The sequence below is a fragment of the Campylobacter concisus genome (genome assembly GCF_003048675.2).
Classification (GTDB): Bacteria; Campylobacterota; Campylobacteria; order Campylobacterales; family Campylobacteraceae; genus Campylobacter_A; species Campylobacter_A concisus_F.
In genome coordinates this window covers 1928744-1946755 of record NZ_CP060707.1, presented here as the reverse complement: position 1 = coordinate 1946755, position 18012 = coordinate 1928744, and the positions used below count along the sequence as shown (strand labels likewise).

The window sequence follows — 18012 nt, the reverse complement described above, 5'->3', positions numbered from 1 at the left end:
CTTACATCAATACTATTCAAGGAGAATTTATGCAAGAAAATGAGTTTATAACAGAATTTAACGACCCCACGTTATCTGTGATAGCAAGAAACAACAAAGTAAAAGAGGGAGCTAGTGAGCCATACATCATCTATGACATATCAGCTTTAAATCTACCTGCTGATACAACAAGTGGTGATCTTAGTTTTAAACTAAATGCAAAGCACGAGACAAATAACTACGATAAAACTATCGAAATTTCAAGAGACGGCGGTAAAAGCTGGGAGGCTTTAGATGAAAGCAATGTATTAAAAGATGTGAAATTTGATCAAATTTCAACCATAAAGGCTCGTGTTAGAGTGATTGATGATAACGGAGAGCTTGAAAATAATCAAAACGAAGGCGAAATGACACAAAATTTAAGCACTCTTGGAGCTATTAAATTTTATGGCACTTATGAAAACGAACTAAGTTTAGAAGTGAAAGTCGATGGCTTCATAAGCGCTTTGGCTAATGCAAGCGTGGTGGATAATGATCACAATGTATATCTTGACGGCACTATAAGAGAAAAGGGCTATGAGATAAATTTAGACGATGGCGATGATACGCTAACTATCGCAGCAGGAGCCCAAAAGAGTGTGATCGATACTAAGGCTGGCAATGATATGATCGTCTTTGGTGCTGGAGCTTATATGCAAGGTCTTAGAGAAGATGACAAAGAGGCTGTAAATGTAAAAATGGGTGATGGCGACGATACATTTAAGATGAATGTAGGTAGCGCTATCTTTCACGCTGGCGTTGATCTAGGCGATGCAGATGCAAATGGCAAAAACGAAGACAAGCTAGAGCTAAACTCAGTTGTGGGTGTGATAAACTCAAGCTTTACAAGTGGAAGTGGTGATGATAAATTTAACGTGAGCGAGGGAAGCAATATAAATGGCGTGGTTTTTGACACAAAAGGCGGCAACGACACTGTAAATATAACTAGCGGGACAGTTGCAAACGGACTTTTGGTGAAGACAGGCGCGGGCAAGGACTTCGTAAATTTCGAAAACTCTAAATTTCAAAACTCAGCAGTAGAGAGCGGAAGTGGCGATGATGTAGTGCTGATAGATCACTCAAATGTTAGCTCAAATGATAACTCTAGCTCATATATAGCAAGCGGTGATGGCGATGATCTTATCAAAATTTATGGCTCGACTTATATCAAATCAAAAATTTATGCAGGCGAGGGCGACGATAGGGTTTATATCGGTGGTTCAGGCGTAGATGAGGTAGATATAGACCTTGCTAATGGAGCTGATAAAGTAGAAGTAGTAGCAAGCCACTTTGCAAACTCAAAGCTCGATCTTGGCTGGGGTGGTGAGAAAAAAATGAGTGTGGTAGAAAACTCAGATATAAATGGCGTACTAGTAAGATCAGGCGAAGCAAACGATAGTATAAGTGTAAAAGACTCAAGCTTGATAAATAGTGCATTTGAGCTAGCTAACGGAGATGACAAGGTAGTTTTAGAAAATGTAAAATACAGCTCAAATGACGCCGCTAGCTCATATATCGCAGCAGAAAATGGTAACGATAGCGTCACGATAAGTAATGATAGTATCCTAGAGAGGATAAATTTCTATATGGGCGATGGCAATGATGGTGTAAATTTAAGTAGTAGCCACATTTTAAATTCAAACATCTATCTAGGTAGCGGATATGATATATTTAACGCAACAAACTCAAGTGTAAGAGATACTTTGATAGAGAGTGGAGATGGCTTTACTACCATAGGCTTTAGCGGCTCAAACGTAGAGAACTCAACTATCGTAACTGGCAAAGATGATGATACTATCGTGCTAGATAGAGGCGAGATAAGTGGTAGCAAAATTTTCACTCAAGATGGCAGTGACGGTGTCGTCGTTGGCTCAAATTTAACTAAGAGTGTGATAAATACAGGCAAAGATAGTGATGCGCTAAGCGTGGCTGATGGTGTAAATTTAAAAGATACATACATCTCAACTGGCGATGATAATGATAGCGTAAGTATAGGTAAAGGCGTGATACTAGAAGGCAGTCACATAAACGGCGGAGACGGCGTGGATAAGTTATTTATCTCTGAGGCTATTGATTTTAGCAAGGTAAGTGGCTTTGAAGTACTTGACCTAACAACCTCTAAATCAGATAGCAACGGCGTGACACTAAATCATATAAGTCTAGATCTAAATTTAGCCGATGTGCTTCATATCACAGGCAACAACCTCGATACTGTTCTTAGGATCAACGGCGATAAAGACGAATTTGGTAAAGGTGATAGCATCACGCTTCATGACTTTACAAAAGGTGAGTCAAACGATGGCTACACTCTTTACACATCAAATCAAAGTACAGTTTCTATCGAGATCAAAGATCAAATCGATACAGTTATAGCTTAAAATATCTTTTTATAGATTTTTAGACCTAGTTTTTACTAAGTCTAAAAATCACTTCAATATCACTCAAAATTTACAAAAAATTTTCTAAATGTAACATATATTAAAATAATGTAACTATATTGTACCTAGGTACAATTTACAATTTCACCTAATAGTTATAAAATAATGCCAAAATTAATTTAGCCCAAAAGGAATTAACATGGCAAAGAAATTAGGCATAATTAAGTCTATATCAGGCTCTGCTGAGGTTATCGCAGTAGATAAAAGTGGTAACCAAAGAGTACTAAAAGTCGGTGATAGCCTTTATGAAGGTGAGACGGTAAAAACAACTTCAGCTGATTCTAAGGTTGTTATAGCGACAAATAATGGAAAAGAGCTATCAATGATTGGTGAAGATACACTAAGTCTCGATCCAAAGGCAACTGCTGCTGATTCACAAGTAGCAGCACTTCAAAAAGCATTGTTAAATGGTGCAAATTTAGAAGATCTAGAAGAGACAGCAGCTGGTGGCAATAGCGGTGGTCGTGGTGATGGCATGAGCCTTGGCGAGACAAGATTTGAGCAAGGCGGACACTACTCAAACATAAGTGCTAGCACAAGTGCGATCAATCCTTTGGGCGCTGCATCTTTTGCAGGTCCAGTTGAGGGTAAAAGTGGCGGTTTAGATAGCGGTCGTGGTGGTAGTGATGACGATACAGCAGGCGCTGGCACTACTATCGATCCAGAAACCACTAGAAAACCAAGCAACCCAGAAATTAAATTCCCAGAAGATACAAACAAAGATGGCAAAATTTCTGATGATGAAAACAAAGCTGGCGACAAAGATGCTGGTAAAACAACAGTAGAAGTTACTATACCAAAAGATGGTTCAGTAAAACCAGGTGATAAAGTAGTTGTTACTGATGACAATGGCAAAAAGACTGAAAAACCAATCAACCAAGATGATATCGATAAAGGTAAGATTGATATCCCAGTTGATCTAAACCCAGGTAAAGATAACAATGTAACAGCAGAGATCATCAATCCAAATAACCCTAACAACCCAGGCAAGGATAGCAAGGTGATAGGTGAAGATAGTGAGAATACTAAAGCTCCAGAAGCTCCAGTTATCACAGAAGTAATTGATGATGCTAAAGGCTATGGAGAAGATACTAAAGTTGGTAACGTTCTTGATGTTAAAGGTCATCTAACAAATGATAAAACTCCAACTATCAAAGGCACTGCAAAAGCTGGCTCAAAAGTAGAAATTTATGATAATGGCGACAGAATAGGTGAAACAACAGCTAAATCTAATGGTTCATGGGAATTTGAAGCCCCAGCACTTACTAAACAAGGCGAGCATAAATTTACAGCAACTGCTGAGAATAAATTTGGTAAGAGCACACCAAGCAATGAAGCTACAATCGATCTAGACTCAATCGCTCCAAAACTTGACAATGTAAAAATCACTCCAATTGATACAAATAGCAGAGCTGATGATACAGCAGAGCTAACTATGGGAACTGGTCATACAGATACTCCAAATGCTGAGATATTATTTAGAGATGAAAACAACAACATTATAGGAAAAGGTCACGCTAACAGTGCAGGTGACTTCTTAATTCAACTAGATAAAGCTATTCAACCAGGTACTCCAGTATTTGTTCAAGCAATAGACAAAGCTGGTAACGCAGGTACAGAAATGGCTACGGCTGGCAATATAGAGCATCCAAATGATACTAAAGGACCAAAAGTAGATATCGATACTGTAACTCCAGTAGATGATACTAACCCATCAGATGGTACTCCAGATAAAGGTATCGTAAAAGGTAAATCAGATGAGCCAAATGCTCCAGTGGTTGTTACCGATGAAAATGGTAAAACAATAGGTACTGGCACAACTGATGACAAAGGAAATTTCGAAATCACTACTGATCCAATCAAACCAGGTGATAAGGTAAAAGTAGAAGTAACTGATAAAGCTGGCCATAAAGGTAGTGATACAGAGACTGCAGGGGATACAGAGATTTTACATAAAGATCTTCCAGAAGCTCCAGTTATCACAGAAGTAATTGATGATGTTAAAGGCTATGGAGAAGATACTAAAGTTGGTAACGTTCTTGATGTTAAAGGTCATCTAACAAATGATAAAACTCCAACTATCAAAGGCACTGCAAAAGCTGGCTCAAAAGTAGAAATTTATGATAATGGCGACAGAATAGGTGAAACAACAGCTAAATCTAATGGTTCATGGGAATTTGAAGCCCCAGCACTTACTAAACAAGGCGAGCATAAATTTACAGCAACTGCTGAGAATAAATTTGGTAAGAGCACACCAAGCAATGAAGCTACAATCGATCTAGACTCAATCGCTCCAAAACTTGACAATGTAAAAATCACTCCAATTGATACAAATAGCAGAGCTGATGATACAGCAGAGCTAACTATGGGAACTGGTCATACAGATACTCCAAATGCTGAGATATTATTTAGAGATGAAAACAACAACATTATAGGAAAAGGTCACGCTAACAGTGCAGGTGACTTCTTAATTCAACTAGATAAAGCTATTCAACCAGGTACTCCAGTATTTGTTCAAGCAATAGACAAAGCTGGTAACGCAGGTACAGAAATGGCTACGGCTGGCAATATAGAGCATCCAAATGATACTAAAGGACCAAAAGTAGATATCGATACTGTAACTCCAGTAGATGATACTAACCCATCAGATGGTACTCCAGATAAAGGTATCGTAAAAGGTAAATCAGATGAGCCAAATGCTCCAGTGGTTGTTACCGATGAAAATGGTAAAACAATAGGTACTGGCACAACTGATGACAAAGGAAATTTCGAAATCACTACTGATCCAATCAAACCAGGTGATAAGGTAAAAGTAGAAGTAACTGATAAAGCTGGCCATAAAGGTAGTGATACAGAGACTGCAGGGGATACAGAGATTTTACATAAAGATCTTCCAGAAGCTCCAGTTATCACAGAAGTAATTGATGATGTTAAAGGCTATGGAGAAGATACTAAAGTTGGTAACGTTCTTGATGTTAAAGGTCATCTAACAAATGATAAAACTCCAACTATCAAAGGCACTGCAAAAGCTGGCTCAAAAGTAGAAATTTATGATAATGGCGACAGAATAGGTGAAACAACAGCTAAATCTAATGGTTCATGGGAATTTGAAGCCCCAGCACTTACTAAACAAGGCGAGCATAAATTTACAGCAACTGCTGAGAATAAATTTGGTAAGAGCACACCAAGCAATGAAGCTACAATCGATCTAGACTCAATCGCTCCAAAACTTGACAATGTAAAAATCACTCCAATTGATACAAATAGCAGAGCTGATGATACAGCAGAGCTAACTATGGGAACTGGTCATACAGATACTCCAAATGCTGAGATATTATTTAGAGATGAAAACAACAACATTATAGGAAAAGGTCACGCTAACAGTGCAGGTGACTTCTTAATTCAACTAGATAAAGCTATTCAACCAGGTACTCCAGTATTTGTTCAAGCAATAGACAAAGCTGGTAACGCAGGTACAGAAATGGCTACGGCTGGCAATATAGAGCATCCAAATGATACTAAAGGACCAAAAGTAGATATCGATACTGTAACTCCAGTAGATGATACTAACCCATCAGATGGTACTCCAGATAAAGGTATCGTAAAAGGTAAATCAGATGAGCCAAATGCTCCAGTGGTTGTTACCGATGAAAATGGTAAAACAATAGGTACTGGCACAACTGATGACAAAGGAAATTTCGAAATCACTACTGATCCAATCAAACCAGGTGATAAGGTAAAAGTAGAAGTAACTGATAAAGCTGGCCATAAAGGTAGTGATACAGAGACTGCAGGGGATACAGAGATTTTACATAAAGATCTTCCAGAAGCTCCAGTTATCACAGAAGTAATTGATGATGTTAAAGGCTATGGAGAAGATACTAAAGTTGGTAACGTTCTTGATGTTAAAGGTCATCTAACAAATGATAAAACTCCAACTATCAAAGGCACTGCAAAAGCTGGCTCAAAAGTAGAAATTTATGATAATGGCGACAGAATAGGTGAAACAACAGCTAAATCTAATGGTTCATGGGAATTTGAAGCCCCAGCACTTACTAAACAAGGCGAGCATAAATTTACAGCAACTGCTGAGAATAAATTTGGTAAGAGCACACCAAGCAATGAAGCTACAATCGATCTAGACTCAATCGCTCCAAAACTTGACAATGTAAAAATCACTCCAATTGATACAAATAGCAGAGCTGATGATACAGCAGAGCTAACTATGGGAACTGGTCATACAGATACTCCAAATGCTGAGATATTATTTAGAGATGAAAACAACAACATTATAGGAAAAGGTCACGCTAACAGTGCAGGTGACTTCTTAATTCAACTAGATAAAGCTATTCAACCAGGTACTCCAGTATTTGTTCAAGCAATAGACAAAGCTGGTAACGCAGGTACAGAAATGGCTACGGCTGGCAATATAGAGCATCCAAATGATACTAAAGGACCAAAAGTAGATATCGATACTGTAACTCCAGTAGATGATACTAACCCATCAGATGGTACTCCAGATAAAGGTATCGTAAAAGGTAAATCAGATGAGCCAAATGCTCCAGTGGTTGTTACCGATGAAAATGGTAAAACAATAGGTACTGGCACAACTGATGACAAAGGAAATTTCGAAATCACTACTGATCCAATCAAACCAGGTGATAAGGTAAAAGTAGAAGTAACTGATAAAGCTGGCCATAAAGGTAGTGATACAGAGACTGCAGGCAACTTAACTCATCCAAACGACCATACAGCCCCATCAGAACCAACAATCACATTTGTTGAAGATGTAAATCCAAAAGATGGCAAGCTAAATAAAGCTGAAAATAGCAAAGATGGCGATAGTGCTAGCACAAAAGCTCAAATTTCTGTCCCAGGTGATGCTGAAGAAAATGATGTGATCCACTACACTGTAAATGGTGAGGAAAAAACACATACTATTACTTACAATGACAGAGTAACTGGATATGTAGAGATCAAAGTACCAGTAGTTGATGGTAAAGCTTCAAGCGTAACAGCTAAGATCGTTGATCAAGCTGGTAATGCTAGTAAAGAAGTATCTGGTAGCATAGATGTGGATCTAACAATAGGCAATCCAAAAGTTAGATTTGTAGAAGATACAGACGGCAATGGTGTCTTAAGCGTTGCTGAAGTGGCTGCTATAAAAGATGGCAAAGCTCACTGGGTTATCGACATCCCAACAGACGGTAGCGTAAAAGCTGGCGACGTGATCCAGTCAATCGATGGCAAAGGTAATTGGGTTAAATTTGTTGAGATTACTGATGAGATGATCAAAGATGGTAGATTTGAAGCTACATTTAACGTTGGTATCAACAAACTAAAAGATGGAAAATATGAGACTCCAGAGTATAGATTTGCTGATGAAGCCGGCAACGTTAGCGATTCATCAAAAGCTAGCCTTTCACTTGACAGCGAATTTAGCAGAAAACCAAGCAACCCAGAAATTAAATTCCCAGAAGATACAAACAAAGATGGCAAAATTTCTGATGATGAAAACAAAGCTGGCGACAAAGATGCTGGTAAAACAACAGTAGAAGTTACTATACCAAAAGATGGTTCAGTAAAACCAGGTGATAAAGTAGTTGTTACTGATGACAATGGTAAAAAGACTGAAAAACCAATCAACCAAGATGACATCGATAAAGGTAAGATTGATATCCCAGTTGATCTAAACCCAGGTAAAGATAACAATGTAACAGCAGAGATCATCAATCCAAATAACCCTAACAACCCAGGCAAGGATAGCAAGGTGATAGGTGAAGCTTCAAGCACTGTTAAAGTAACAATTGATGAGATCATTGATGATGTTAAAGGCTATGGAGAAGATACTAAAGTTGGTAACGTTCTTGATGTAAAAGGTCATTTAACAAACGATAACCTACCAACATTCAAAGGTAGTGCAGCACCAGGCGCAACAGTAGAAATTTATGAGAGCTTCTACACAACTACAGAAAAAACTCTAGTTGGTAAAGTAACAGCTGACGCTAATGGCAAATGGAGCTTTACTCCAACTGAAGCTATGAGTGATGGAGAGCACTACTTTGAAGCAGTTGCTACAGATAAAGTAGGCAATAAATCAACATCTGATAGAGTTTCACTTGATGTTGATACATTTGCAGATGCTCCTGTAATAGATGCTGTAAATGACAATGTAGATAGCCAAACTGGCAACGTTTTAGACGCTAAAACAAAAGTTGCTCTAACAAACGACAGCACACCAACTCTTGAAGGATATGCTGAGCCTGATTCAGTTATCACTATCTATGAGATTAGTGAGCTAAATGGCGATAAAACAGCTATAGGAACAGTCACAGCTGATAATCATGGTGGTTGGAAATTTGAACTACCTGAACTAGGAGATGGTGAGTATAAATGTACTACAAGAGCACAAGATAAAGCAGGAAATATCTCAGGCTTCTCAGAGGTTGTAGTAGTTAATGCTGATCTAATAGCCCCATCAGAACCAACAATTACATTTGTTGAAGATGTAAATCCAAAAGATGGCAAGCTAAATAAAGCTGAAAATAGCAAAGATGGCGATAGTGCTAGCACAAAAGCTCAAATTTCTGTCCCAGGTGATGCTGAAGAAAATGATGTGATCCACTACACTGTAAATGGTGAGGAAAAAACACATACTATTACTTACAATGACAGAGTAACTGGATATGTAGAGATCAAAGTACCAGTAGTTGATGGTAAAGCTTCAAGCGTAACAGCTAAGATCGTTGATCAAGCTGGTAATGCTAGTAAAGAAGTATCTGGTAGCATAGATGTGGATCTAACAATAGGCAATCCAAAAGTTAGATTTGTAGAAGATACAGACGGCAATGGTGTCTTAAGCGTTGCTGAAGTGGCTGCTATAAAAGATGGCAAAGCTCACTGGGTTATCGACATCCCAACAGACGGTAGCGTAAAAGCTGGCGACGTGATCCAGTCAATCGATGGCAAAGGTAATTGGGTTAAATTTGTTGAGATTACTGATGAGATGATCAAAGATGGTAGATTTGAAGCTACATTTAACGTTGGTATCAACAAACTAAAAGATGGAAAATATGAGACTCCAGAGTATAGATTTGCTGATGAAGCCGGCAACGTTAGCGATTCATCAAAAGCTAGCCTTTCACTTGACAGCGAATTTAGCAGAAAACCAAGCAACCCAGAAATTAAATTCCCAGAAGATACAAACAAAGATGGCAAAATTTCTGATGATGAAAACAAAGCTGGCGACAAAGATGCTGGTAAAACAACAGTAGAAGTTACTATACCAAAAGATGGTTCAGTAAAACCAGGTGATAAAGTAGTTGTTACTGATGACAATGGCAAAAAGACTGAAAAACCAATCAACCAAGATGATATCGATAAAGGTAAGATTGATATCCCAGTTGATCTAAACCCAGGTAAAGATAACAATGTAACAGCAGAGATCATCAATCCAAATAACCCTAACAACCCAGGCAAGGATAGCAAGGTGATAGATGAGGCTTCAAGCACTGTTAAAGTAACAATTGATGAGATCATCGATGATGTAACTGGCGGTGTAGTAAATGGTGATGTTAAAAATGGTCTAACAAACGATAATCTACCAACATTCAAAGGTAGTGCAGCACCAGGTGCAACAGTAGAAATTTACGAAAGCTTCTACACAACTACAGAAAAAACTCTAGTTGGTAAAACAGTAGCTGACGCTAATGGCAAATGGAGCTTTACTCCAACTGAAGCTATGGGTGATGGAGAGCACTACTTTGAAGCAGTTGCTACAGATAAAGTAGGTAATAAATCAACATCTGATAGAGTTTCACTTGATGTTGATACATTTGCAGATGCTCCTGTAATAGACGCTGTAAATGACAATGTAGATAGCCAAACTGGCAACGTTTTAGACGCTAAAACAAAAGTTGCTCTAACAAACGACAGCACACCAACTCTTGAAGGATATGCTGAGCCTGATTCAGTTATCACTATCTATGAGATTAGTGAGCTAAATGGCGATAAAACAGCTATAGGAACAGTCACAGCTGATAATCATGGTGGTTGGAAATTTGAACTACCTGAACTAGGAGATGGTGAGTATAAATGTACTACAAGAGCACAAGATAAAGCAGGAAATATCTCAGGCTTCTCAGAGGTTGTAGTAGTTAATGCTGATCTAATAGCTCCATCAGAACCAACAATCACATTTGTTGAAGATGTAAATCCAAAAGATGGCAAGCTAAATAAAGCTGAAAATAGCAAAGATGGCGATAGTGCTAGCACAAAAGCTCAAATTTCTGTCCCAGGTGATGCTGAAGAAAATGATGTGATCCACTACACTGTAAATGGTGAGGAAAAAACACATACTATTACTTACAATGACAGAGTAACTGGATATGTAGAGATCAAAGTACCAGTAGTTGATGGTAAAGCTTCAAGCGTAACAGCTAAGATCGTTGATCAAGCTGGTAATGCTAGTAAAGAAGTATCTAGCAGCATAGACTCAGACTTTACAGCTCCAAATGTCAAGATCACAGGTATCATTGATAATGTAGAGGGTGGCGTTTATAAAGGCAATGTTGCAGGTACTAACACAAACGACAACAAGCCAACTATAAAAGGTACAGCTGATGCAAATCAAGAAGTAGTCCTTTATGATAACAATAAAGAGTTTGGTAGAGCTACAGCTGACAAAGATGGCAACTGGGAATTTAAACCAAGCGACTATAAAGAGCCACTAGCAGATCTTGTTGGTCGTGTTCACGTTATAAAAGCAGTAGTGACAGATGCAGCTGGCAACACTAGCGAAGCAACTTCTGCACTAGAAGTTGATACAACTATCGGTGCTCCAAAAGTATCTATAAAAGAAGATGCAGATCACAATGGAGTTCTAAGCGTAGAAGAAGCTAAGAATTTAAAAGATAGTAAGATTCACTGGGAAGTAGAGATACCAAAAGATGGCACTGTAAGCGCAGGTGATGTTCTTCAAGTACTTGGAAAAGATGGTAAATGGAAGATCGAAAAAGTATTATCAAATGACGATCTAGGTAAAAGCTTTGAATACGAAGCAACTTTATCAGGAAAACACTTTGAAAGCCCAAGCTATAGAATAGTCGATCTAGTTGGTAACCAAAGCACAGCTATACATGCTAACGTACAACTTGACAGCGAATTTAGCAGAAAACCAAGCAACCCAGAAATTAAATTCCCAGAAGATACAAACAAAGATGGCAAAATTTCTGATGATGAAAACAAAGCTGGCGACAAAGATGCTGGTAAAACAACAGTAGAAGTTACTATACCAAAAGATGGTTCAGTAAAACCAGGTGATAAAGTAGTTGTTACTGATGACAATGGTAAAAAGACTGAAAAACCAATCAACCAAGATGATATCGATAAAGGTAAGATTGATATCCCAGTTGATCTAAACCCAGGTAAAGATAACAATGTAACAGCAGAGATCATCAATCCAAATAACCCTAACAACCCAGGCAAGGATAGCAAGGTGATAGGTGAAGATAGTGAGAATACTAAAGCTCCAGAAGCCCCAGTTATCACAGAAGTAATTGATGATCAAAGGGGCGGTAAATTTAACGAAGATGTTAAAGGTGGCTTAACAAACGATAGCACGCCTACATTTAAAGGAACAGCAAAACCAGGTACAACTATCACTCTTCTTAAAAATGGTAACGATGTTATCGCTGATAATATCCCTGTAAAAACTGATGGATCATGGGAATTTACTCCAAAAACTCCACTTGCTCAGGGTGATTACAGTATAACAGCAACTGCAAAAAATGCAGCTGGTAAAGTAAGCGCTCCTTCAGATGCTGCAACTATCAAGATCGATCTTCACTCTGATGAACCAGTTATCACTGAGATCATTGATAATGTGGCTGGTGGCGTAGTAAATGGTGATGTTAAAGGTGGCTTAACTAACGACAATACTCCAACTCTAAAAGGCACAGCTGAACCATTTGCGACTGTTGAGATCAAGATCGATGGTAGAGGTAGTTATAGATTTGAGAATGGTGAAGTTATAAGCAACTGGACTGCAGTAGCTGATAAAGATGGTAACTGGGAATTTACAACACCTAAACTAAGCGATGGACACCATAACTTTGAAGCTCAAGCGACCGACGTAGCTGGCAATAACAGCCAACCTTCTGCTCTAGTAAGCATAGACGTTGATACTCATATCGATGCTCCAGTCATCACTGCAGTAACAGATAACTGGTGGGGTGGTGTTGAAAATGATGGAAATATACTTGGCGTAAATGATGGCTTTACAAATGATACTACACCGACATTTAAAGGAAAAGCTGAGGCTGGCTCAACTATCGTTCTTAAAAATGCTAACAATATCATTGCTGAAGATATCGTTGTAGATAGTGATGGTAACTGGGAATTTACTCCAAAATCACCACTTGCTGAGGGTGAGTATAATGTAGTAGCTATCGCAACTGATAAAGCTGGTAATGTTAGCGATCCATCAAATGTCGCAACTGTAAATGTTGATACAAGCACTACACAGCCAGTTATAACTGAGATCATCGATGATGTTGCTGGTGGTGTTGTAGGTAATGTTAAAAATGCTCTAACAAATGACAATTTGCCAACACTAAAAGGTACAGCTGAGGCATTCTCAACTGTTAAGATAATGGTAGATGATAGAATGGTATTTAAAGATGGCAAAGAAGTAACAGTTACAGCTGATAAAGACGGCAACTGGGAATATACATTTGAGGCAAATTTAAACTGGGGTGGCAAAGTACATGCTGCACTAGAAGATGGAGTACATACTCTTAAAGTTCAAACAACCGATAGAGCAGGCAACAGAAGTGCTGTATCAGAGTGGTCAAGTGTAGATGTTGATACAACTATCGGCGCTCCAACAGTTAAGATAACAACTGATACAAATAGCGATAAGAAGATAGACATAGCTGATGCTTCAGCTCTAAAAGATGGTAAGCTTAAATGGGTTATCGACATCCCAGAAAATACTGTAAAAGCAGGCGATAGGGTTCAAATTCTTGGAAGCGACGCTAAAACTTGGACAGATATCTTTAAAGTAACTGCGCAAGATATAGCTAAAGGCTTTATAGAAAGAGATGAATTTAGCATCGATATGCCAAAATCAAGAGGCTTCCAAACTCCGTCTTATAGACTAGTTGATGATGCAGGTAATGTAAGTGAAGGTTCTATGGATGCAGTAAAAATAGTAGGTTTTGCTCCAAAAGCTCCAGTTATCAAGGCAGTTCTAGATAACGAGTATGGTATAGATCCAAAGGACCCAATCAGCATAAATGCTGGAGATACAACTGGTAATGTCTTGGAAGGTGCTATAGCTATAACAAATGACAATACCCCTACGTTAATGGGTAAAGCTGAAGCTGGCACAACTATCACTCTTAAAAATGGCGATAGAATAATCGCTGAAAATATCCCAGTGGATGCTAACGGTAGTTGGCATTATGAACCAAAAGAGAATTCTCCATGGGCTGATGGCGACTATGAGATAAAAGCAATTGCTAAAAATGTGTTTGGCAAAGAGAGTGAGCCTTCAAGCCTAATCACAGTAACAGTTGATACGACAAAGCCTGAGGTAACTTTGAATAGTATTGAAGATAATGTAAAAACCAATGATGTTGTTGATTTTACTGGAAACGTTAAAGACAAATTTACAAATGATAACACTCCAGTTCTAAAAGGCACAGCTGAGGCTGGATCTGTAATCATCATAAAATATGGTGAACATCATGAGAATGTAGTCACAACTAAAGCTGATAAAAATGGTTCTTGGAACTATAAGATCACTAATCCTCTTAGCGATGGTGAGCATATAATCTCATATCAAGCAGTAGATAAAGCTGGTAACACTAGCCCTGAATGTGTAGCTAATGTAACAGTTGATACTAAGATAGTTGATTTAAGGATTGATTATCTTGGTGATAAAAACCACGATGGTAAATATAGCTGGAGCGATAATATATCTAACGAAAATAACGTTATATATTGCTGCGCTAGGTTCTCAAAAGAGGCAGTTGATCAAGGCTTAATTAAAGTTGGCGATAAGCTATATTATGAAGTTCATTCAAATGTTGGAGCATGGAATAAAGGTGTTGTTAAAGAACCAGTAACCATTACAGAGCTTGATCTTAAGAGAGGTTACGTAGATCTAACTTCTGTTGCAAACATTACCTATCCATCAAAAGAGTTAATACCTTTTGGTAAAACAGCTAATGGCTTTAACCTAAGTGCTAAAGCTTATTTGGTAGATGAAGCTGGAAATATGGGCAAACAAGCAAGTGAAGATCTAGTATTTGACTTTAGCGATAAGCCAGCTGATCCTGTTAAAAACATAAAGATCAATGCTGAAGCTATCTATGGAGATAATAATACAGGTTTATTGTTAGAAGGACATGGACCAGTACTAAAAGCTTCTACTGAGTTGCAACCACAGATAAATGGCAATGATAACTATGAGATAGATGTCAAAACTATAACTCATAAATCAGAATTTACACTTGGCTCTGGCGATGATGTAGTAAATATCCATGAGAGTGGTAATGGCTGGGGTTGGATAAATATGGACTCTAAGATAGATCTAGGCGACGGCAATAACAGATTAATCGTGGCTACAGACCTTGATAGTTCTACTGTTATATCTGGTAAAGGCGATGATTACATAGAGATCAAAGATGATGTTGCTAATGGTGCTAAGATCATCACAGGTGCAGGTAATGACACTGTGATAGTAGGAGATACAGTAGCAAATACTATATTTACTAAAGTTGGAATTTCAACTGGCGATGGCAACGATAGCGTAACTATCAAGGGTGATGATATAGATAAAGCTAAGATAGATCTAGGCAATGGCGATGATACTCTAACTATCAAAGCAGCACACGTTATAGGTGGCGTAGATGATAAAGGTGCCCTTGATGGCGGTAAAGGCTATGATAAGCTAATCATATCTAGCCCAGAAGATACCATAGATCTAAAACATGTTTCATATCATGCTAAGAATTTTGAAGAGCTTGACATATCTGGTGCTAAAAACACTACTCTAAAAGTTGGCATAAAAGATGTCCTAGATATGACTGATGATAAACATACGCTAAAAATCACAGGCGATAAAGGTGATGTAGTCGATCTAAAAGAGGATGTTAAAGGCAGCGGATGGCATCAAGGTGCTTCAGAAGATGGTTACACAACATATACAAACAACACCGTAACTATTCAGATCAAAGACGAGATCCACGTTATCTAGTCTAAAAATATAAGCAGGGCGGATAAAGTCTGCCTTGCTTCGAATTTGTTTGCGGTGAAGGGAGTTTGTATGCAAAGCGAGAAGACAAAAAATTTACTCGATGAAGTAAATGAAACAATAGATTTTATATTTAGAACCTGTAACAGAAATGGTGGCACGAAGAAGGCTTTAGAAGATAAAAAGCTAAGTAGAGAAATTTTAAAAGATAAATTTAAATCGATCTTTTCAAAATTTGGCCAGATAGATGAGGCTAGTTTTAAGAGTGCGATCCTTGCAAATGAGGAAGCAAAAGAGCTAAACGAGATAGCGATGGCTCTTGAGATAGACGAAGATGTAAGCTTGCTAGAGCTAGAGCGAGCGATAAATTTTGACCTAACTAGCGTCAAAGAAGAAATTTATAAATTTCAACATAATAACTAATATACTTCGGTGTGAGAGGGGGTCTCACACCAAAATTTAATAACTAAACACTTCTGGATCGATAACCATCGCTCTATAAGCGACATCATCTCTTGATGCAGAATCCACATCCATTTCAAATTTTATATCATTTGTCTTTGGGTCGATCTCGACTAAGACCATCTTGATAGTCTTGTCAGGGCGCAGTAAATTTACATTTGAGCTTGAGATAAAGTAGGTGCTTTTATCCTTTTGCCACTCGACGTTGCTGGTGACTGCACTATAAAAGTCAAATCCACGCTCCTTGCCAAACTGCCAAGTCTGCTCAACCGTGCCCTTTTTCTCATCTATCTTGTACTCAACCGCGCGGGAGTATTTATCCTCTTTAAAGGCTGGCTGCTCCATGCCTCTAGCATCGCCATTGTCAAAGACGCTTAGGTGTTTTATGTCGCCCTTGTTTTCGTATCTTGGCGTTAGCCATGCGGTGTGCTGTGTCCATGACCAGTCAAACTCACCCTCGCATTTTGAGTTTTCACATTTTATCTTATTGCCCTTGCTATCAACTGGAGTTAGCACTTTTGCTTTAAAGTCCTCGCTCCAACCCTCGGGCGAGGCTAATATCCATTTTACTTTCTTGTCACGTCCTATCTTTACGATGCCTTGGTGGCGAAGCGAAAGGATGATGCTATCATCGCTCTCATCGTATGAGATAGAATTTACATGCGCCCAGTTTCTGCCTGTGCCAGTGGAGGTGACATCGCCAAATGGTAGATCATCGCTTATCTTGATCTCTTTTGCGTCCATATCGATATTTAGGCAAACAGCCCTAGCATCAAGCGCCTTTATGAGGTTGCTACGATATACGTTGTTGCCAAAAATTTCATTTAGATCCCACTCCTCTACCACCTTGCCGGTGTTATCGACCTCGATGATGTGGTCTCTTATGGTGTGAGAAATTTTGCCGTTTTTGTGGTGGTAGTTGTATTTTGCTACTCTAAGAAGCGCGTGATCATCTTTTAGTGGCATCACCTCGTGGCTTAGATCGATGTAGCCTCTAGGTAGCGGGCGGTTGTAAATTTCTTTTCCCATGAGGTCATATCTAAGATATCTTTGTGCCATGCCAAAGCTGATATCGCCGTTTTTTAGCTGATGAAATCCCATCATCATGCCCCCATCCATCACTCTTCTCTCACTGCGGTCGTAAAATTTCTGATAGTCAAGATACCATCTGACCTCGCCCTTGGTATCTACGATGTAGTTTTCGGTAAAGTCGTTCCAACTAGCAGCTCCGCCATTTTTCCAATCAAGCGGTTTATAGACGCTTGTTATTGTGTTGTTTATGAGATAGAGCCTGTTTTTAAAGGCAGGATCGACCTTTTTGACGCGAGTTTTTTGCATGTGTGAGAATCTAAAATCACGGCTATATGTGACGATCGGTTGGGCGTAAATTTTATATGTCTCAACCTTTTTAGCTCCGTTAAATGTATAACTAAGCACGACCTCGTTTAGATAGTCAGGATAAAGTCCCCAAATAGGCACGCCATCATGCGTGAGCAAGGCATGCTCTGAGACGTTGTAGTCGATATCGATGCCGCCATCTGGCTTGCCCTTTACTTTGACGTGGATATCTTTGATGTCCTTGCCAGCTCTATCGATGATAGCAGTTAGCGGCGATACATCGTAGGGGTTTATAAAGACTGAGCCAAGCTCTCCTTGAACCTTTACTTGATGAGCCAAGACTCCAGCGTTTAGTGGAGCACTAAAGCCAAAACCACTCACCAAAACAGCCGCAAGGGCAACTGAACCTAAGAAATTCTTGCTCATTTTTCACTCCTTCTGTAGAAATTTATTGATATCTTACTCCCCAAATTTCACACAAAACTAACGCTTATA

General features: G+C 38.8%; 4 protein-coding genes. 3 read left to right on the top strand and 1 reads right to left on the bottom strand.

The window, feature by feature from the left end; all coding sequences use genetic code 11:
* The first annotated feature begins 29 nt into the window (after positions 1 to 29).
* From CVT00_RS09745 to CVT00_RS09735, 3 genes are all read left to right on the top strand, one after another.
* Positions 30 to 2396 carry a hypothetical protein gene (locus CVT00_RS09745; protein WP_103570728.1) on the top strand — a complete coding sequence of 789 codons (2367 nt, stop codon included), beginning with the start codon at positions 30 to 32 and terminating at the stop codon, positions 2394 to 2396.
* Between the two features lie 199 nt (positions 2397 to 2595).
* Positions 2596 to 15720 carry a retention module-containing protein gene (locus CVT00_RS09740; RefSeq protein WP_196376854.1) on the top strand — a complete coding sequence of 4375 codons (13125 nt, stop codon included), beginning with the start codon at positions 2596 to 2598 and terminating at the stop codon, positions 15718 to 15720.
* A gap of 69 nt (positions 15721 to 15789) precedes the next feature.
* Positions 15790 to 16140, top strand: a complete 351-nt coding sequence (locus CVT00_RS09735; protein WP_103557760.1) for a hypothetical protein — start codon at positions 15790 to 15792, stop codon at positions 16138 to 16140.
* 36 nt (positions 16141 to 16176) lie between these two features.
* Here CVT00_RS09735 and CVT00_RS09730 read toward each other — a convergent pair whose 3' ends face one another.
* The gene (locus CVT00_RS09730) at positions 16177 to 17943 is read right to left on the bottom strand and encodes an aryl-sulfate sulfotransferase (RefSeq protein ID WP_107915211.1); all 1767 of its coding nucleotides are present in this window, start codon (positions 17941 to 17943) and stop codon (positions 16177 to 16179) included.
* Between the last annotated feature and the right edge of the window lie 69 nt (positions 17944 to 18012).

Bases quoted from the DNA above. Each gene is read 5' to 3' on its own strand.
- CVT00_RS09745 (WP_103570728.1), top strand. From the start codon at position 30: ATGCAAGAAAATGAGTTTATAACAGAATTTAACGACCCCACGTTATCT.
- CVT00_RS09740 (WP_196376854.1), top strand. From the start codon at position 2,596: ATGGCAAAGAAATTAGGCATAATTAAGTCTATATCAGGCTCTGCTGAG.
- CVT00_RS09735 (WP_103557760.1), top strand. From the start codon at position 15,790: ATGCAAAGCGAGAAGACAAAAAATTTACTCGATGAAGTAAATGAAACA.
- CVT00_RS09730 (WP_107915211.1), bottom strand. From the start codon at position 17,943: ATGAGCAAGAATTTCTTAGGTTCAGTTGCCCTTGCGGCTGTTTTGGTG.